Origin of the sequence: Streptomyces sp. NBC_00400, from assembly GCF_036048035.1 — a bacterium.
Lineage (GTDB): Bacteria > Actinomycetota > Actinomycetes > Streptomycetales > Streptomycetaceae > Streptomyces.
The window spans coordinates 7647120-7664978 of sequence record NZ_CP107940.1; the positions used below are offsets into that span (position 1 = coordinate 7647120).

General features: G+C 73.0%; 15 protein-coding genes. 5 read left to right on the plus strand and 10 right to left on the minus strand.

All coding sequences use genetic code 11. The features are described 5' to 3' along the window. Positions 1 to 30 precede the first annotated feature (30 nt). Together OHS81_RS33655 and OHS81_RS33660 are read right to left on the minus strand one after the other, a co-directional pair. The gene (locus OHS81_RS33655; protein WP_328389576.1) at positions 31 to 927 is read right to left on the minus strand and encodes a DNA/RNA non-specific endonuclease; all 897 of its coding nucleotides are present in this window, start codon (positions 925 to 927) and stop codon (positions 31 to 33) included. Between the two features lie 220 nt (positions 928 to 1147). Then, positions 1148 to 1339: a DUF6381 family protein gene (locus OHS81_RS33660; RefSeq protein ID WP_328389578.1), complete on the minus strand. Its 192-nt coding sequence runs from the start codon at positions 1337 to 1339 to the stop codon at positions 1148 to 1150. Between the two features lie 369 nt (positions 1340 to 1708). Here OHS81_RS33660 and OHS81_RS33665 point away from each other — a divergent pair, with 369 nt between their 5' ends. Next, entirely contained in the window at positions 1709 to 2716 is a 1008-nt protein-coding gene (locus OHS81_RS33665) for a hypothetical protein (RefSeq protein ID WP_328389580.1), read from the plus strand. Between the two features lie 130 nt (positions 2717 to 2846). Here the strand turns inward: OHS81_RS33665 and OHS81_RS33670 are convergent, their stop codons facing one another. Beyond that, positions 2847 to 3344: a DUF6328 family protein gene (locus OHS81_RS33670; protein ID WP_328389582.1), complete on the minus strand. Its 498-nt coding sequence runs from the start codon at positions 3342 to 3344 to the stop codon at positions 2847 to 2849. Then, entirely contained in the window at positions 3322 to 5901 is a 2580-nt protein-coding gene (locus tag OHS81_RS33675) for an ATP-dependent Clp protease ATP-binding subunit (protein WP_328389584.1), read from the minus strand. Before OHS81_RS33675 ends, OHS81_RS33670 begins: the two co-directional genes overlap by 23 nt. 318 nt (positions 5902 to 6219) lie before the next feature. Here OHS81_RS33675 and OHS81_RS33680 point away from each other — a divergent pair, with 318 nt between their 5' ends. Next, positions 6220 to 7413, plus strand: coding sequence for a PP2C family protein-serine/threonine phosphatase (locus OHS81_RS33680; RefSeq protein ID WP_328389586.1), 1194 nt, complete (start codon positions 6220 to 6222; stop codon positions 7411 to 7413). Between the two features lie 29 nt (positions 7414 to 7442). On the opposite strand, the gene OHS81_RS33685 is transcribed toward OHS81_RS33680, so the two are convergent. Continuing rightward, a complete protein-coding gene (locus tag OHS81_RS33685) occupies positions 7443 to 9608 on the minus strand; it encodes an FUSC family protein (protein ID WP_328389588.1) in 2166 nt (721 codons plus the stop codon). 353 nt (positions 9609 to 9961) lie between these two features. On the opposite strand from OHS81_RS33685, the gene OHS81_RS33690 reads away from it, so the two are divergent. After that, positions 9962 to 10567: a helix-turn-helix transcriptional regulator gene (locus OHS81_RS33690; protein ID WP_328389590.1), complete on the plus strand. Its 606-nt coding sequence runs from the start codon at positions 9962 to 9964 to the stop codon at positions 10565 to 10567. 94 nt (positions 10568 to 10661) lie between these two features. Here OHS81_RS33690 and OHS81_RS33695 read toward each other — a convergent pair whose 3' ends face one another. Both OHS81_RS33695 and OHS81_RS33700 read right to left on the minus strand, forming a co-directional pair. Beyond that, entirely contained in the window at positions 10662 to 11645 is a 984-nt protein-coding gene (locus OHS81_RS33695; protein ID WP_328389592.1) for an acyl-CoA dehydrogenase family protein, read from the minus strand. Continuing rightward, positions 11645 to 12814 carry an acyl-CoA dehydrogenase family protein gene (locus tag OHS81_RS33700; RefSeq protein WP_328389594.1) on the minus strand — a complete coding sequence of 390 codons (1170 nt, stop codon included), beginning with the start codon at positions 12812 to 12814 and terminating at the stop codon, positions 11645 to 11647. The genes OHS81_RS33695 and OHS81_RS33700 overlap by 1 nt, the downstream gene beginning before the upstream one ends. Before the next feature lie 235 nt (positions 12815 to 13049). Between OHS81_RS33700 and OHS81_RS33705 the strand changes: the two genes are divergently transcribed. Further along, a complete protein-coding gene (locus OHS81_RS33705; protein ID WP_328389596.1) occupies positions 13050 to 13832 on the plus strand; it encodes an SDR family oxidoreductase in 783 nt (260 codons plus the stop codon). A 120-nt stretch (positions 13833 to 13952) separates the two neighbouring features. Further along, positions 13953 to 15110, plus strand: a complete 1158-nt coding sequence (locus tag OHS81_RS33710; RefSeq protein ID WP_328389598.1) for an acetyl-CoA C-acetyltransferase — start codon at positions 13953 to 13955, stop codon at positions 15108 to 15110. A 108-nt stretch (positions 15111 to 15218) separates the two neighbouring features. Here the strand turns inward: OHS81_RS33710 and OHS81_RS33715 are convergent, their stop codons facing one another. From OHS81_RS33715 to OHS81_RS33725, 3 genes are read right to left on the minus strand one after another with little or no spacing between them, the layout of a single operon-like run. After that, positions 15219 to 16277, minus strand: coding sequence for an NAD(P)H-dependent flavin oxidoreductase (locus OHS81_RS33715; protein WP_328389600.1), 1059 nt, complete (start codon positions 16275 to 16277; stop codon positions 15219 to 15221). Further along, on the minus strand, positions 16274 to 17023 hold the full coding sequence (locus tag OHS81_RS33720; protein ID WP_328389602.1) for a CoA-transferase subunit beta: 750 nt from the start codon (positions 17021 to 17023) through the stop codon (positions 16274 to 16276). The genes OHS81_RS33715 and OHS81_RS33720 overlap by 4 nt, the downstream gene beginning before the upstream one ends. Then, a complete protein-coding gene (locus tag OHS81_RS33725; protein ID WP_328389604.1) occupies positions 17020 to 17859 on the minus strand; it encodes a CoA transferase subunit A in 840 nt (279 codons plus the stop codon). The genes OHS81_RS33720 and OHS81_RS33725 overlap by 4 nt, the downstream gene beginning before the upstream one ends.

Here is a 17859-nt window from a genome sequence, read left to right on the forward strand (position 1 = left end):
CCGGGGCGTACGGCTCGCGGCTTCGGCCCCTCACCGGCGCTGCAGCACGATGTCGTCGTGTGAGGCGAGCCGTTTCCAGCGGTCCTCCGGGGCGCGTACGACGGGCATCAGATCGGCGGCAGGAAGGGGGCCCAGGCTCAGCGAGGTGAGCTCGGCGACATCCGTCACCGGCACCTGGAACGTCCGGAAGGCGCCCAACACCGGGGGCGCCCCCGGTGTTGCCCCGGCCAGGGCACGCTCGGCGTCCCAGATCAGGTCCGGGCTCTGGTCGAGGACGTACGCCGTCGCCGCCAGCGAGCCCTCCCGGAGGAACGCCGCCACCTTCCAGAAGCGCAGCGGTACCTGGATGCCCCGGTACGGCGGGTCCGAGTCGTGCAGTACGGGCCCGGCGAGGACGGCCAGCTTGCGGCAGGGCCGGGCGGCGTGGTCGAGCAGATAGCCCTCCAGCCCCTCCCAGACCTGCCTGCTCCGATTGCACACATCCGCCTGCGGGGCGGCATTCGTGTAGTGAAAGGTGTCGGCATCCGCCTGGTACGCCTCCGCGGCCTCGCCCCACACGGGATCGCGCCGGCCCACCAGATGCCCCTTGTCCAGGGAGTTGTTCCGGTAGACCTCCTCGCCGGTCTGCCGGTCCTCGTCCAGCCGCGGATCGGGTTGCCAGTCGTGCTCTGGCGGCACCTGCTCCAGCAGCCGCTCACCGTCGATACACACCGCGGTGGCCGCCGCCATCCGCCGGTCCGGTCGCAGCACCACGGTGAAGTGGGTGTAGGGCAGCACTACTGTCCGCACGGCGGGGCCCGCGGGCACCGGCAGAGGTACCGGCACCCCGAGGAAGCGCTCGTCGTAGCCCGTACGGCCGGCCATGGACTGCCCGGACGCCGTCCGGGCCACGGCCCCGGCGGCCCGTGGGGGCTCGGAGGGAATCATGCGGTCACCGCTTCCCGGCGGCACGGACCGCTGATCGGTGCCCACCGCGAAGCCACTCGAACAGCCGGGCGCTTCGGCGACGCCTCGCCCGCGCGACGGTGCGGCCTCACGCAGGGCAGCCCGGCCTCACGCAGGGCGGCGAGGCCTCACGCAGGACGGTGCGGCCTTACGCAGGACGGTGCGGCCTTACGCAGGGCGGTGCGGCCAGGACAGCCCGGCCTCACTCGGCAGGGTAGATGTCTCCGCTGGCCATACCGCTTTCCTGCTCACTCTGGGACAGGAGCCTGCGCGCCTTCTCCTGGAGCCGCTTTTGCTCCTCCGGGTCGCCGGCGCGTTCCGCGGCCGCCTGCAATTCCTGGGCCTTGTCGCGCATCTGCTGGATGCGTCCGTGGGATTCTCCTGTTGCGCTCATGATCTGTCCTTCACCGGTGTGGTGTATGGAGAGCTCCACCTACCAGCGAATCAGGCTCGGCGGGCCTTGGCACGTCGAAACGTCACGTCTCGTGGTGGGGCGTACACGGCCGACGTCACAGAGGACCGCCGGGCGGCGGCGCGCCCGGGCATACCGGCGTGTCTCCACCGGATGGCCTTCCTGAATGGCGGGGGCACACCGAAGGGACGTTGGCTGAAGCACAGCACTCTCAACGTCCGCCGAGTGTCAGCGCTTCTGGTGTTTGACGCTCCCCTCGTTCAGTGGAGTCCCTCCATGACATCCGAACCAGCACTCTGTGGGGGCGACGCCGAACTGTCATCGACAGGACCCGGCGAGCACTTTCCGCCCATGCCCCCTGAGCACAACTCGTCCCACACCCTTCTGTGGGAGGCAGTCACCCATCGGCCCTTGGAGGAAGTCGCCGCCCTGGTGGAACTGCTCAAGCGCAGCGGCGACGTTCCCAACCCCGGCGATGAAGCCCTGCGGATGGCGGTGGTTTCCCGGCCGGTGAGCGAGGTCGCCGCGCTCTTCGACATGCTGCGGGCCACCCCGCACACCGCGGAGTCGAGCCAGGAAGCGCTGCGCGCGGTGGCCGTCGACCGGCCCGTCGAGGAGGTGGCGCAGCTGATCGAGCTGTTCGACCGTACGAAGGGCGGCAGCGACGGCCACCACGGTATGGCCGACCCTTTCCCGCCGGACCCCTTCCCGCCCGGCCCCGGTAGCCACAGCGGCCACGGCGAACCCGAACCCACCGCCTCCATGCACGTGCTCGACCCCGATGTCCGCCCCCTGGACCGCAACGGGCAGCCGCTGTCCACGGCACAGCGGGAGTCCGCGATGGGCCGGCCGCCCCAGCACACCCCCTGGTCCCGGCAGCCCGCCGACACCATGCGGCACGGCGGCCCGGCGTGGGCCGCACCGGCCGAGGCGGCTCCGCAGCCGGGCTACGCGGTCCCCGGCGTACTGCGGTCCGTACTGCGCTGGCCCGCGGCCGCTGCCCTGGCCCTGTGCGGTCTGAGCCATCTGCCGGTGCACTCGTCGCACCTGCAGGGCGCCCAGGCGGCCGCCGGGCTCTCGATGGCCATCGCCGTCGTGTACCTGCTGCTGGCCGGCTGGCTGGCGATGCGCGACACCGCCCTGGTCTGGACGGTGAGTGCCGCCGCGGCAATGATCATCATCGCCCTGCACGCGCTGTCCCGGGCCGGCGTCCTGTCTCCCCTGGGCAGCGGCCTGGGAGAGGCGGGCATGTGGCCCGAGCTGCTGGCAGTGGGGCTGGCAGTCGCCAGCGCCGCACTCGCGGGCGCGGCGCTGCTCTACCGCCCGCGCCGGGTGGGTCCGGCCGCCGCACGCGCCTGACGGGCGACGGCGCAACGGCCGTCAACGGCCGCCAAGGGCGCGGGCCGAGACCCAGGTCAGGGTCTCGGCCCGCGCCCTTGGCGGCCGTTGACGTGCGGGGCCGCACCGGTTCAGTCCTTGGACGACCGGTTCAGTCCTTGGACGAATAGTGGCGCAGGACCCAGGCGGGCAGCACGAACCAGCAGACCACGAACCAGGCGACCATCCCGGTGACGACCCAGGGGACGGCGGAGTTGTGCAGCGCGATGCGCAGGATCAGCAGCAGCGCGGAGGCGACCGTCGCCAGCAGGAGAACGATGCCCAGCAGGGCCAGGCGGGAGGCCCACAGGACCGTCTCCGGCTTCAGCCGGTGCCCGGTGACCAGCCGGTGAAAGGTCACCGTACCGATCAGCGCGCCGGTCGTGGCCGCCCCCAGCAGGACCGTCACCACGTAGATGACCTTGTCCGTCGGCTCCAGCGTGGCGAAGCGCGGGGTGAAGACGACGGTGAGCAGGAACGCGAAGAGGATCTGCACACCGGTCTGGATGACCCGGACCTCCTGCAGAAGTTCGTTCCACCGACGGTCGGCCCGCTCTTCCGGCGACTCATGGCGCCCCTGGGAGGTGTCACGCGGGCCCAGCGGTGCCACCCGGACCCTCCTCCTGCTTCTCCTCGGTGCGGAACACCAGCTCGCTGTCCTTCACCTCCACGCGCACCGCGCCGCCCTCCGACAGCGCGCCGTCCAGCAGCAGCCGCGACAGCGCGTTGTCGATCTCGCGCTGGATGGTGCGCCGCAGCGGCCTGGCGCCGTATTCGGGCTGGTGGCCGCGGTGGGTGAGCCAGTCCACGGCGCCGGGGGTGAACTCGATGGAGATGTCCTGGGCGCGCAGCCTGCGGGTGGTCCCGTCGAGCAGCAGGACGGTGATCTGCCGCAGCTGGTCGTCGGTGAGCCGGCGGAAGACGATGATCTCGTCGAGCCGGTTGAGGAATTCCGGTCGGAAGTGTTCGCGCAGGGAGCCCAGCGCCCGCTCCCGCGCACCGTCGCCCGCCTCCGCCCCCGTGACCTCCGGGCCGAAGCCGAGCACCCCGCGGCCGCCGCTCAGCGCCTCGGAGCCGAGGTTGCTCGTCATCACGATGACGGTGTTCTTGAAGTCGACCCGGCGGCCCTGGGAGTCGGTCAGATGCCCGTCGTCGAGGACCTGCAGCAGGATGTTGAAGACATCGGGGTGCGCCTTTTCGACCTCGTCGAGCAGCAGCAGCGCATACGGGTGGTGGCGTACCGCCTCGGTCAGCTGGCCCGCGTCCTCGTGGCCGACGTATCCCGGGGGAGCACCGACCAGCCGGCTGACCGTGTGCCGCTCCTGGTACTCGCTCATGTCCAGGCGCACCATCCGCTCCTCGCTGCCGAACAGCGCCTCGGCGAGCGCGCGGGCCAGCTCGGTCTTGCCCACACCCGTCGGGCCGAGGAAGAGGAAGCTGCCGATCGGGCGGTCGGGGTCTGCGAGCCCGGCCCGGGACCGCAGGATCGCCTCGGAGACGGCCGTGACCGCGTCGTCCTGGCCGATCACCCGGGTTTGCAGCCGTTCCTCCAGGCCGAGCAGCAGCTCTTTCTCCTCCTGGGTCAGACTGCTCACGGGCACACCGGTCTGCCGCGACACGATCTCGGCGATGTCCTCGGCGGTGACCTGCACGATCCGGCGGTCGGTCGGCGGCTCGCCCCGGCCGGCCTCGATCCGCGCGGTGAGGGCGGCGACCCGGTCGCGCAGCTCGGTGGCCCGTTCGTACTGCTCGGCGGCGACCGCCTGGTCCTTGTCCCGCACCAGCTGCTCCCGCTCGCGTTCCAGGTCGCGGACGTCGGTGGCCTTCGCGCCCGAGCGGAGCCGGACGCGTGCGCCCGCCTGGTCGAGCAGGTCGATCGCCTTGTCGGGCAGGAAGCGGTGGGCGATATAGCGGTCCGAGAGCTCGACCGCGGCGAGCAGTGCCTCGTTCGTGTAGCGGACCTGGTGGTGCGCCTCGTAGCGGTCCTGCAGCCCGCGCAGGATCTCCACGGTGTCGGTGACGTCCGGCTCGGGCACGAGGATGGGCTGGAAGCGGCGGGCGAGGGCGGCGTCCTTCTCGATGTTGCGCCGGTACTCCTCCAGCGTGGTGGCGCCGATGACATGCATCTCGCCGCGGGCCAGGGCGGGCTTGAGCATATTGCTCGCCTCCAGGGAGCCGCCGTCCCCGCTGCCGCCGCCGGCGCCGACGACCGTGTGCAGCTCGTCGATGAAGACGATCAGCGATTCGGGGTGCGTGCGGACCTCCTCGATGATGGCGTTCATCCGCTCCTCGAAGTCACCGCGGTAGCGGGTGCCGGCGAGCACGGCCGTCAGGTCCAGGGCGACCACGCGCCGCCCCGACAGGTTCTCGGGGACGTCGCCGTCGGCGAGGCGCTGGGCCAGGCCCTCGACGATCGCCGTCTTGCCCACTCCCGCGTCGCCGACCAGTACCGGGTTGTTCTTCCCGCGGCGGGACAGCACCTCGATGGTCTGCTCGATCTGGTCCTCGCGGCCGATGACCGGGTCGATCCGGCCCGCCCGGGCCAGGTCGGTCAGATCGCGGCTGAACTTGTCCAGGGTCGGTGTGTCGTGCTTCGGCGGGGTGCCGTGCTCGGGGGCCACGTGCGGCGCCCCGTGGCCGCTCTGCGGGGCGGCCTGCGGATCGAAGTGGGCGAGGTTCAGAATGCGCCCCGCCGCCGAGTCCATGTTGGCCGCCAGCGCGTCCAGGACATGCTCCGGGCCGATGTACGAGGCGCCGTTGTCCCGCGCCAGGTCGTGCGCGCCCAGCAGGGCCCGCTTGACCGCGGGGGTCACGGCGACGCTGGACTGCTTCGGCCCCGAACCGGCGCTGCTGTCGATCTCGGCCGCCAGCGCGTCGGGGTCCGTCCCCGCCTGTTGCAGCAGGGTGCGGGTCGGTTCGGCGGCGAGGGCGGCCCGCAGAAGGTGCTCGGTGCCGAGCTCCGGACTGCCGTGCTCGGCGGCGTAAGCGGCGGCGGCGGTCACCAGATCCCGGGCGGGGCCGCTCATCATGCGCGCGATGTCCGCCTGCCGGGGCGCGGGCTGCCCCGGCTCACCGCTCGCGGACGGCGCGGCACCGAAGAAGCGGGCGAGGAAGTCACCGAACGAGTCCGGGCCGTAGCCCTCCGGACCCATGAATCCATTGCTCATGTGTGTCCGTTCCGCTGCCACGGCGGTACCGCGACATGCTGCCTTGTCGGGTTCCTTGTGCTGTTGCTGCGTGTTCTTGCCCGGCGGATGCCCGCAAGCGGCGACGCCACACCACGCACATGGCTCCACTGCTTCAGGATCAGGGCCCGCCACCCCATCCGCACCCGGGCGGACCGGAGCCGGGCACCCGCGTCCGGCGGCGCTTCGCGCGCGAGCGCGGCCGTTGGGCCGTATGGCGCCTCCGGATGGCACGGGCACCCGGAACACACTTGGCTCGCAGTGCTCATGACGACGCACGGTGCTCGGAGGGACGCGCGGATGGCCGTGGAGAGTGTTCCGGCCGGTGACGGCGAGCAGCTGCTGCAGGAGTTCCTGACCGCCGTCCACACCGCGCCGCCCTCACACTTCCTCGCCCTGGTCGACCGCTACGCCGCCCGGATCGGTCTGCGCCGGGTGTCCGTCTACCTCGTGGACCTCCAGCAGCGGCAGTTGACGCCCCTGGCCGGCGGGGAACCGCTCCTGGTGGACGAGTCGCTGGCCGGCTGGGCCTACCGCACGCTGACGCTGCGCGTCGAGGAGAGCGCCGCCGGCCCCCTCATCGCCTGGCTGCCGCTGGTCAACGGCGCGGACCGGCTGGGCGTGGTGGGGATGCACGTCGACACGCTGGACGGCGCCGTGCTGCGCCGCTGCCGCACCCTGGTGGCGGTGCTGTCCATGGCGATCACCTCCCAGCGCGGCATCAACGACCACGTGGTGCGCAAGACCCGCACGGACACCATGACGCTGCCCGCCGAGCTGGTGCGCTCCCTGCTGCCCCCGCGGACCGTCGGCAGCGACCGGGCCGTGTCCACCGGCGTCCTGGAACCGGCCTACGGGCTGGGCGGAGACGCCTTCGACCATGCGCTGACCGAGTCGACGCTGCATGCGGTGATCCTCGACGCGATGGGGCACAACCTCGCCTCGGGGCTGACCACATCGATCGCCATGGCCGGCTGCCGCAGCGCGCGCCGGATGGGCGCCGCGCTGCCGGAACTCGTCAAGACCGTGGACGCGGTGCTCGCCGAGTGGCTGCCCGAGCAGTACTGCACCGGCATCGCCGCCCGGCTGGATCTCACCAGCGGGGTGCTGACCTGGTGCAACTGCGGTCATCCGCCGCCCCTGCTGATCCGCGACCACCAGGTCCACAAGGCGCTGGAGCGCCCGGGCGAACCGCCGATGGGCATGCCCGCCACGCTCGCCGACGCCCCGCGCACGGTCCACCGGGAGGCCCTGGAGCCGGGGGACCGGGTGCTGCTGTACACCGATGGTGTGACCGAGGCCCGCACGGCAGGTGGCGGACGCTTCGGCCTGGCGGGGTTCACCGACTCCATCATCCGGGCCACCGCGGTCGGCGAGCTCGCCTCGGAAGCGCTCCGTCAGCTGATCCACGTCATTCTGGAGAGCCGGCACGGCGGGCTGAACGACGACGCCACGATCCTGCTCCTGGAGTGGCAGCCGCTCGGCAGGCGGTGAACCCGTGTCCGACGGCCGACGGCGCGGCGTCACATCTCCTGGTGGATCCGTTCCAGATCGGCGGTGAGCGCATCGAGCCAGATCACCGAATCGAGGAGCAGCGCGGCCGAGAGCGCGCGGGCCTCCCGGTCCGGGCAGTGGCGCGGGACTGCCGGGGCCACCGCCAGCAGCGCGCGGATGTCGAGCGGCCGGGCGTCCGCCCGGGGCACCTCGCCGTCCGCGTGCAGATGCCGGGCGAGGGACCGGTAGCCGTCTGCCGTCCGGTCGGCCGCGCGGCGCAGCCAGGCGCTGACCTCCTGCGGGGCGATCCGTCCCGGCCGGCCGGGCAGCAGCCGTTCGCCGCGCCGGGCGTCCGCCCCGGCAACCAGCACCGAGGGCCAGTCCGGCTGCCCGGCACGCTCGTCCCGCAGCTCGCAGTGGTACTGGGCCAGGCTCTCCTGCGCGAGGACGAGGGCCCGGTTGATGGCGAGGCAGTCCGCGCTGCCGGAGTGGTCGACGACCCGTGCGGTGGTGTACCCGATGGCATCGGCGATGGCCGAGCACAGTCCCGCCATGCTGCGGCGCACCTCGCGGCCCGCGCCCCGCGGCCAGGCCACCAGCCCGCAGGCCAGCCCGATGAGGCTGCCGACCAGCACATCCACCAGCCGGACCGGGGCCAGCTGCCAGGTGACGGGGGAGACCTGGGCGAACAGCGTGGCCACGACCAGCGTGAACCCGCCCTGCGCCCAGGCCAGCCCGCGCAGCGGCCCCGCGATGAACGCCACCAGCATCACCACCGGCAGCACGAGGGCGTACACCGTGTCCCGGTCGTGGACCAGCGCCAGCAGCCCGCCGGCCAGCACCGCTCCGACCAGCGTGCCGGCCAGCGCCTGGCGGACCGCGGACCAGGTCTCCAGGCTGGTGGTACGGGTGAGGGTGAGCGTGGCCAGCAGCACCCAGAAGCCGTGCTGCAGATCGAGGAGCCCGGCGACGGCCCGTGCGGCGGCCAGGCCGAGCGCGAACCGGCAGGCGTTCTGGAAGATCACCGAGCGGGGGGTGAGGTGCGTGGTCAGCCGTTGCCACCACAGCTCGTGGAAGCGCGCCTTCGCATAGGAGAAGGTGTGCCCGGCGGGGCTCCGTTCGACGGACCGGTCGCCCAGCAGCAGCCGGGTGGCCAGGGCGAGGACGACGGCGCTGTCGGCGGCCTGCACCACCTGGGACCGGCGGCGCAGGTAGACCAGCCGGTCGTCGGTGCTCAGCTGCTCCAGGGTGTCCACGGCCCGGTGGGCCCGCGCCGGGGCCAGTTCGCTCTGCAGGACGGCGGAGGACGGCCCCTCCCCGGGCCGTAGCCGCCTGCCCCGCCGCAGTGCCTTCGCCGCCTCGCGCGCGGCGTCGCCGATGTCCTCCAGCAGCACCACGGTCTCCGTGTGGTAGACGTACTGCGGCCCGACCGAGGCGTGCAGGGCCTCCAGCCGGGCCAGCAGGGTGCGCACCGCCTCGGTGGCGTGTGCCATGGCCTTGTGGGCGAGGGTGGGGGAGGCGGGCAGATCGGCCGGCGGCACCCGGGACGGACGCAGCGCGTCCCCGGTCTCGTGCGCCCGGGCGAGCGCCTGCACGGGAAGCGGACCGCCGTGATGGTCCGCCAGGCGCGCCGCGGCGTCGGCCGCATCGGCCAGCAGCCGGCAGAACGGCGGGGTGTCCGGTTCGGGCACCAGAAAGCGCTGGGCCAGCGCGAGCAGGACCGCGCCCAGCAGGAAGCCGGACAGCCGCTGGCCGAGCGCGTCCGGGGCGTAGGGCGGGAAACACGGCAGGATGTAGAGCAGTTGCATCCCGGGGGCGGCCCCGGCGATCCGCGGTCCGGTGGTGCCCGCGTACGCCACCAGGAATCCGATGACGAGCATGCCGAGGACGGCGGCCCACGTCTGCACGGCGAGCAGCGTGCCCAGTGTGACGAGCGCCAGCCCGGCGGGGATCGCCGTGAGCACGGTCGTGGCGCGCTGGCGTCCGGACCCCGGAATCCGGGCGAGCACGCCGAGCGACACCACGGTGAACGTGGCGTAGACGGACATCACGGTCAGACCGAGGGCGTAGCGGCAGAGGTAGAAGGCCACGCACGAGGCCACCGTCACCCGGAGCGCGTTGCCGGCCACGGAGCGGTGTGGGCGCAGGACGTGCCATCCGATTTCGAGCAGGTAGCGCAGTCTGTGCCGCACCATCCCGGCGGGCCCGCCGGCCGACGGCCGCGGCCCGGACCGCGGGGAAGCTCCCTGTAGCCGGCTCACCTTTCCACTATTGGCCAGCGGCTCGCGGTCCGCACCGCGCAGCCGGCCGCCTCGGACGTACGGACATCGCCGCCGGCCGCGGACCCTACGCCCGGGGCGGCCCGGGCGGTTCGGGGAAGGCCTCGCGGTCCGCGTCGGACCGGGCGGGGGAGACACCGGCACAGCGGGTGCCCTCAAGGAAGTCCGCTTGCGGGGCGCACACGGGTGCCGGGAATACGGGTGCGGGGGAGGGGAGTTGGCGATGTCCGGGACGGGCGGGCGCGGACGCGGACCGTACACTGCGGGACGTGACGGAGAAGAAGGCGGGCGCCGTGAGCGCCGGCGATGCGGAGCGACCTGCACTGCCGGCCACCGGTTGGGCGGTGCTGGGCCTGCTCTCCTTCGGTGAGGAGCTGTCCGGCTACGACCTGAAGAAACGGTCGGACCGGTCGCTGCACTTCTTCTACTGGAGCCCGTCCTTCAGCCAGATCTACGGCGAGCTGAAGCGCCTGGAGAAGGCCGGTTACGCCAGCTCCCGGATGGTCGCCCAGGAGACCGGCAACCGCGACAAGCGGGTCTATGTGATCACCGACGAGGGGATGGCGGCGGTGCGCCACTGGGTGCGTGAGGCCCCGGTGGAACCGCCGGTTCTCAAGCACGGGGTGATGCTGCGGCTGTGGCTCGGCCATCTGCTGGAGGGCGACCGGATGCGTGAACTGCTGGGCCGTCACCGGGAGTACGCGGAGACGATGCGCCGGCGCGCCGAGGTGGACGGGGCGGATACCCGTGCCGAAGAGGCCCGGTCCTACCCCTCACTCGTGCTGAAGTGGTCGGAGCGGTACTACACCGCCGAGCGGGATCTGGCCGACGCCATGCTGGCCGACCTGGACGAGAGGGACCGCAGGCTCCCGTAGGGGCGAACCCGCAGGACGCCCGGCGGACCGGCGAGGGCAGCCCGGCGAGGACCCCGCTTGGCGGCGTCGGGGTCGGCTGCGCCGGTCCGTGGCGTCAGGAGGCGGCCAGCACGCGCGCGCGGCACTCGGCCGGGGTTCCCCACGCGTCCCGCAGCGGGCGGGCCTTGCGGATCCACAGCGAGAGGTCCAGCTCCGCGGTGTAACCGACGGCGCCGTGCACCTGGAGTGCCGTACGCGCCGCGGCGTGGGCGGCCTCCCCCGCCGCGACTTTCGCCGCCGCCACCTCCCGGCCGGCCGACGGGGCGCCCGCCGCCACCGCCAGGGCCGCCGCGTACACCAGCGGCTGTGCGAACTCCAGCCCGATCAGGGTGTCCGCCAGCCGGTGCTTGACCGCCTGGAACGAGCCGATGGGCCGGTGGAACTGGGTGCGCTGCTTGGCGTAGGACACCGTTTCCGTCAGCAGGGTCCGGCCGACGCCGAGGGACTGCGCGGCGGTGACGAGCCGCGCGACATCGACGGCGTGTGCGGCGGCCGCGGCCACCGCGGGGCCCGTCGCCAGGATGCCGCCGCCGAGCGGGCGCGCCAGCCGCCGGGCGGGATCGAGCGAGGCCTGCACGGGGCCGTGGGCGTCCGTACGGCGCACCGTGTCGCCCCCGACGACGAGGACGGTATCGGCGGCATCCGCGTCCACGGCGTACGGGCCCCGGGCGCACAGGCTCACGACGGCATCGCCCTCGGCGATCCGCGGCAGCAGGTCCTTGGCCGCGGCACTCTCGCCGAGACGCTCCAGGAATGCGGCCGCGGCCACCGTCTCCGCCAGCGGCCCCGGCACGGCGTGCCGCCCCAACTCCACGAAGGACAGTGCGAGTTCGACCGGGAGTGGTCCCATCCCGCCGTGCCGCTCCGCCACGGCGAGCGCGAACACACCCGCCGCCGCGATCCGCGCCCACAGCTCACGGCCTGGCTTGTGCTCCCCGGCCGCCCACGCCCGCGCCACCGCCGGGGTGCCACACGTCCCCAGCAGGGCGTCCAGCGTACGGGCGAACTCCCGCTGCTCAGCGGTCGCAAGGAAGCGCATCAGCGGCGGCCCTTCGGCAGGCCGAGCAGCCGCTCGGCGATGATGTCGCGCTGGATCTCGTTGGTGCCGGCATAGATCGGCCCGGCGAGGGAGAAGGTGTACCCCTCGGACCAACTCCCGTGTGCGGGCGCCTCGTCGGCGTCATCGGCGAGCATGCCGTACGGGCCGAGCAGGTCCAGGGCGGTCTCGTGCAGGGCGATGTCCAGCTCGGACCAGAAGACCTTGTTCAGGCTCGACTCGGCACCGACCGACCCGCCGGCGGCGAGCCGGGAGGCGTGGGCGTAGGTGAACAGCTGATACGCCCTGGCGCCGATCAGCGCGTCGGCCACCCGCTCGCCGAGCGCCGGGCCGGCCGTCTGAGGGGCCTCGCGCCACAGCGTGGCCAGCCGTTCGGCGGCCGCGGTGAAGCGGCCCGGACTGCGGAGTGTCAGGCCGCGTTCGTTGCCGGCGGTGCTCATGGCGACCTGCCATCCCCGGCCCGGCTCGCCGATGACGTCCGCATCCGGCACGAAGACCTCGTCGAGGAAGAGTTCGGCGAAGGCCGGTTTGCCGTCCAGCCGGCCGAGGGGGCGCACCGTCACGCCCGGCGCGTCCAGCGGGAACATCAGATAGCTGAGGCCCTGGTGCGGGCGGGCGGCGTCCGGGTCGCTGCGGAACAGCCCGAAGGCGCGGTCGGCGAAGGCGGCCCGGGACGACCAGGTCTTCTGCCCGTTCAGCAGCCAGCCGCCGTCGGCCCGTACCGCGGTCGAGCGCAGCGACGCCAGATCCGAGCCCGACTCCGGCTCCGACCAGGCCTGTGCCCAGATGACCTCGCCGCGTGCCATGGGGCAAAGGAGGCGGGCGCGTTGCTCGTCGGTGCCGTGCTCGAAGAGGGTGGGCGCGAGGAGGCTGATGCCGTTCTGGCCGACCCGCCCGGGGGCGCCCGCGGCGTAGTACTCCTCCTCGAAGAGCAGCCACTGCAGGAGCGAAGCGCCCCTGCCGCCGTACTCCTCGGGCCAGGAGACCACCGACCAGCGGTCCGCGGCGAGCCGGCGCTCCCATTCCCGGTGGGCGGCGAAACCCTCCGCGGTCTCCAGTGACGGCAGCGGAACGGCGGGCACCTGCGCGGTGAGCCAGGCGCGGGCCTCGGCCCGGAACGCCTCGTCCGCGGCGGTGAGGTCGAGGTCCATCAGGCCTCCGCCTCCCGGGCGGCGGCCGCATGAGGCCCCCGCGGAGCACCGCTCGGGAGTGCGTCGTGGCGGGCAGCGGGCATCCGCCCTCCTTCCCCGGCAAGCCCTGGCAAGAGCTTCCCTAACAAGTGTTTGGTAGATTAACGTACCGGCAGGAGCGGCGTCGAGGCCCCCGCCACCGTCGGGAGCCTCGGCCCGGAATCCGCAGCAGGCTGCGGGAAGAGGAGGCTCACGGATGACACCGCCGCCCTACGTGCCCGGCCATCATCTGCTCGACGGCCGGACCGCCGTCATCACCGCGGCCGCCGGAGCCGGCATCGGCGGGGCCACCGCCCGCAGATTCCTGGAGGAAGGCGCCCGGGTGGTCCTCGGTGACACCCACGCACGCCGGCTGCAGGCCACCGCCGAGGCGCTGGCCGAGGAGTTCGGCGCCGGCCAGGTGGCGTCACTGCCCTGCGACGTCACCGACGAGGACCAGGTGAGCGCCCTGCTGGACGCCGCCGAGGAGCGCCATGGCCGCCTCGACATCGTGGTCAACAACGCCGGGCTCGGCGGCACCGCCGACCTCGTCGAGATGACCGACACCCAGTGGAGCGCGGTCCTCGACGTGACCCTGAACGGCACCTTCCGCTGCACCCGGGCCGCCCTGCGCCGGATGAAGGCCGCCGGCCGCGGCGGCGTGATCGTCAACAATGCCTCGGTCGTCGGCTGGCGCGCCCAGCGCGGCCAGGCCCACTACGCCGCGGCCAAGGCCGGGGTGATGGCGCTGACCCGGTGCGCCGCCGTGGAGGCCGCCGAGTACGGCGTACGCGTCAACGCGGTCTCGCCCAGCCTCGCGATGCACCCGCACCTGGCGAAGGTGACCACGCCCGAGCTGCTGGCGGAGCTCACCGAGCGGGAGGCGTTCGGCCGCTGGGCCGAACCCTGGGAGGTCGCCAATGTCATCGTCTTCCTGGCCGGCGACTACGCCTCGTACATGACCGGGGAAACGGTGTCGGTCAGCTCCCAGCATGCGTGAGGCGCGGTGGGCCGGGCGCCCTGCCATCCCGGGCGGACCGCCCCCCGGTACCCGCCGGCGGCCCGCACCACCTTGCGGATCCGGCCGCCACCGCCGCAGAATCCGAACCGAGGAGACCCCATGCCCGAGGCCTATATCGTCGACGCGGTCCGTACCCCGGTGGGCAAGAAAGGCGGCGGTCTGTCGGCCGTCCACCCCGCCGACCTGGGCGCCCATGTCCTGACGGCGCTGATGGCGCGCAGCGGCGCCGATCCGGCCGCCGTCGAGGACGTCGTCTTCGGCTGCCTGGACACCGTGGGCCCCCAGGCCGGGGACATCGCCCGGACGTGCTGGCTGGCCGCCGGACTGCCCGAGGAGGTACCCGGCGTCACCGTGGACCGCCAGTGCGGCTCGTCGCAGCAGGCCGTGCACTTCGCGGCGCAGGGCGTGCTCTCCGGCACCCAGGACCTGGTGGTCGCGGGCGGTGTGCAGAACATGTCGCAGATCCCGATCGCCTTCGCCAGCCGGCAGGCCGCCGCCCCGCTGGGCCTGACCGACGGCCCGTTCGCCGGCTCCGAGGGCTGGCGGGCCCGCTACGGCGAGGCACCCGTCAACCAGTTCCACGGCGCCGAACTCATCGCCGACGAGTGGGGAATCTCCCGTGCGGACATGGAGGAGTTCGCGCTCCGCTCCCACCGCCGGGCCGTCCGCGCCATCGACGAGGGCCGCTTCGACCGGGAGATCGTCGCCTACGGGGACCTCACCGCCGACGAAGGACCGCGCCGCCATACCTCGCCGGAGAAAATGGCCGCGCTGCCGCCCGTCGTCGAGGGCGGCCGGCTGACCGCGGCGGTCTCCTCGCAGGTCTCCGACGGCGCGGCCGCCCTGCTTCTCGCCTCCGAGCGGGCGGTGGCCGAGCACGGCCTCACCCCGCGCGCCCGCATCCACCATCTGTCGGTGCGCGGTGCGGACCCCATCCGGATGCTGTCCGCACCGATCCCGGCGACGGCGTATGCGCTGAGGAAGACCGGGATGTCCCTCGGCGACATCGACCTGGTCGAGATCAACGAGGCGTTCGCGCCCGTGGTGCAGGCCTGGCTCAAGGAGACCGGCGCCGACCCGGAGCGGGTCAATGTCAACGGCGGCGCCATCGCTCTGGGCCATCCGCTCGGCGCGACCGGCGTCCGGCTGATGACGACCCTGCTGCACGAACTGGAGCGCACCGGCGGCCGGTTCGGCCTGCAGACCATGTGCGAGGGCGGCGGTCAGGCCAACGTCACGATCATCGAACGGCTCTGACGCCCGGTCCGGCGGCCTGGTACGGATGACGGACCCGCCGCATCTGTGACGGGTCCGACGGGGCCCGGCCCGGGGAAACCACCCCCCCGGCGGGCCACCGTGTCCCGCTCAGCGCGGCAGCGCGCCCAGCACCGCCCGCGCCTCGGCCATGATCCGGTCGACGAGCTCCGCGCAGGACGGCAGATCCTCGATCACGCCGGCGACCTGCCCGGACGCCATCACCCCCAGATCGGTACGGCCCTCGACCATCGAGGCCTTCAGCAGCATCGGGGTGTTCGCGGCCAGCAGGACCTGGCTCCAGGAGAGGTCCCGGCCGTGCTTCATCGCCAGGCCGTCACGGACCATCCGCGCCCAGCTCAGGCCGGACAGCTTCCGGAACGAAGCGGCCCGCCGGACGGCTCCGAGCAGCGCGGTGGCGCGCCCGGACCGCTCCAGCGCCTCGACCAGCTCACTGCGCAGCATCCGGTGCGGCAGACCGTCCACCTTCGTGGTGACGGTGATGTCCAAGGCGCCCGCCGCCAGATAGCGGTCCTGCACGGCTCGCGGCACGGTGCTGTCCGACGTCAGCAGGAAGCGGGTGCCCATGGCGATACCGGCCGCACCGTAGGCGAGCGCCGCGACCAGCCCCCGGCCGTCGAAGAAGCCGCCCGCGGCGATCACCGGGATGCCGACCGCGTCCACGACCTGCGGGAGCAGCACGCTCGTGGCGACCTTCCCGGTGTGGCCGCCGCCCTCCCCGCCCTGGACGATGACCGCGTCCGCGCCCCAGGCGGCAACCTTCTCGGCATGGCGGCGGGCACCCACGGACGGGATGACGACGACCCCCGCGTCCTTCAGCCGGGCGATCAGCTCACGGGAGGGCGCCAGCGCGAACGAGGCGACCCGGACGCCCTCCGCCACGATCAGGCGCACCCGCTCGCCCGCGTCCGCCGCGTCCGCGCGGAGGTTGACCCCGAAGGGCGCGTCCGTACGGGACGCCACCTCGCGGATCGCCGCACGCAGCTGCTCGACGGTCATGGTGGCCGAGGCGAGAATCCCCAGGGCGCCCGCCTCGGCCGCGGCCGAGACAAGCCGGGGCCCCGCCACCCATCCCATGCCGGTCTGTACGAGGGGGTGGCGCACCCCGACGAGCCTGGTCAGCGGCGTCTCGATCCGGACGTCCGTCATGCCGACGGCACCTCGCGCTCGCGCCGCCCCTCCGGGTCGAGGACCGTACGGATCAGCTGGAGCTCGGTGGCGGTGGGCTCCCGGGTGCAAGGCACCTCGTCGGGCAGCGCGAGCGGGAACCCGGTGGCTTCCTGGACCTCCTCGACCGTCACGCCGGGATGCACACTGGCCAGCCGCATCGCGTGGTCCGCGGTCTCGAAGTCGAAGACGCCGAGGTCGGAGACGACACGCGGAATACGGTGGTAACGGGTCGCGGACGGCCCGGCGGCGGCGGCGCTGTCGTACCCGACCCCGCAGATCATGTCGACCTTCTCGACGAAGACCCGCTTCGAGTGTTTCGGAACCCAGTAACTGACCGGATTGTTGAGGGAGTTGACCGGGGCGCCGCGGACCCCGAGGAGCTGGCGGGCGGGCTGCTCCCACGCGCCGATGCAGGAGATGTTCTGGTTGCCGAAGCGGTCGAGCTGGCTCGCGCCCATCATCACATGGCGCCGGCCGCCGGTGACCATGGTGAGGTGCCGGCGGTAGGGCAGCCAGCCCTCGGCCGAGCCGTCCGGGCCGACGATCATGGCCTCGCCGTCGGTGAGGAGCAGATCGGGGGAGAAGGTGTGCCGGGCGAGCCGGGCGCCGATCGACGGAATCAGGCCCATCGGGCCGGCCAGCACCTCGCCGTTGCCCCGCCAGGCGTCGGCGCAGGCGATGGCGCAGTACTCGGCGCGGGTCGTCGTCGTGGGGGTAGCGCTCACTGCTGCTCCTCGTGCCAGGATTCGACCGCGGACCGGTACGCCTTCTCGTCCCCGGACAGGAACCGCTCGGCGAACTCGGCCCAGGGCGTGGTGGCGTACAGCTTCTGGAAGGACTCGTCACGTCCGTAGTCGGGGACGCAGGAGGTGAAGTGTGCGCCGTTCGGGGTCTCGACGACTCCGGTGACCGCATGCCGGCTGACCAGGAGGGTCTGCGGGACGGCCGTGGCGAAGTCGTCCACGAGCCGTTCGCAGGAGACATACGCACTGTCCGCGGCCTCGCAGAACAGATCGTCGAAGTACGGGTCGGGGCCCAGGTACTGGCCGTTTCCGTGCCGGTCGGCACGGTTGAGATGGACCAGCGCCGCATCCATGCGCAGGGCCGGCACCGCGACGAACGTCTCACCGTCCGCATAGGGCGACGTGACGGTCTTCAGACCGGGGTTGACGCGCATCACGTCCGAGCCGAGGCCGGACCGCACGGGCAGGAACGGCAGCCGGTTGGCGGCGGCGTGCAGGCCCCACATGAACATCGCCTCGTCGATCTCCTTCAGCTCGAACGCACCGCGCTGACGGGCCGCGCGGAAGTGCGGTTCGAGGGGGATCGAGTCGAGGGTCGCGAACGCGGCGACCAGGGTGCGGATCCTGCCCGCGGCGGCGAGCAGGCCGACATCGGGACCGCCGTAGGAGATCACGGTCAGATCGGTGATGCCGGAGCGCAGCAGCGCCCGCACCAGCGCCATCGGCTTGCGGCGCGAACCCCAGCCGCCGATGCCGAGGGTCATCCCGCTGCGCAGCCGGGAGACGACGTCCTCGGGCGTCATGGTCTTGTCGGTCAC

Bases quoted from the DNA above. Each gene is read 5' to 3' on its own strand.
- OHS81_RS33715 (WP_328389600.1), bottom strand. From the start codon at position 16,277: ATGACGGACGTCCGGATCGAGACGCCGCTGACCAGGCTCGTCGGGGTG.
- OHS81_RS33700 (WP_328389594.1), bottom strand. From the start codon at position 12,814: ATGGACCTCGACCTCACCGCCGCGGACGAGGCGTTCCGGGCCGAGGCC.
- OHS81_RS33705 (WP_328389596.1), top strand. From the start codon at position 13,050: ATGACACCGCCGCCCTACGTGCCCGGCCATCATCTGCTCGACGGCCGG.
- OHS81_RS33685 (WP_328389588.1), bottom strand. From the start codon at position 9,608: ATGGTGCGGCACAGACTGCGCTACCTGCTCGAAATCGGATGGCACGTC.
- OHS81_RS33655 (WP_328389576.1), bottom strand. From the start codon at position 927: ATGATTCCCTCCGAGCCCCCACGGGCCGCCGGGGCCGTGGCCCGGACG.
- OHS81_RS33680 (WP_328389586.1), top strand. From the start codon at position 6,220: ATGGCCGTGGAGAGTGTTCCGGCCGGTGACGGCGAGCAGCTGCTGCAG.
- OHS81_RS33665 (WP_328389580.1), top strand. From the start codon at position 1,709: ATGCCCCCTGAGCACAACTCGTCCCACACCCTTCTGTGGGAGGCAGTC.
- OHS81_RS33710 (WP_328389598.1), top strand. From the start codon at position 13,953: ATGCCCGAGGCCTATATCGTCGACGCGGTCCGTACCCCGGTGGGCAAG.
- OHS81_RS33695 (WP_328389592.1), bottom strand. From the start codon at position 11,645: ATGCGCTTCCTTGCGACCGCTGAGCAGCGGGAGTTCGCCCGTACGCTG.
- OHS81_RS33675 (WP_328389584.1), bottom strand. From the start codon at position 5,901: ATGAGCAATGGATTCATGGGTCCGGAGGGCTACGGCCCGGACTCGTTC.
- OHS81_RS33660 (WP_328389578.1), bottom strand. From the start codon at position 1,339: ATGAGCGCAACAGGAGAATCCCACGGACGCATCCAGCAGATGCGCGAC.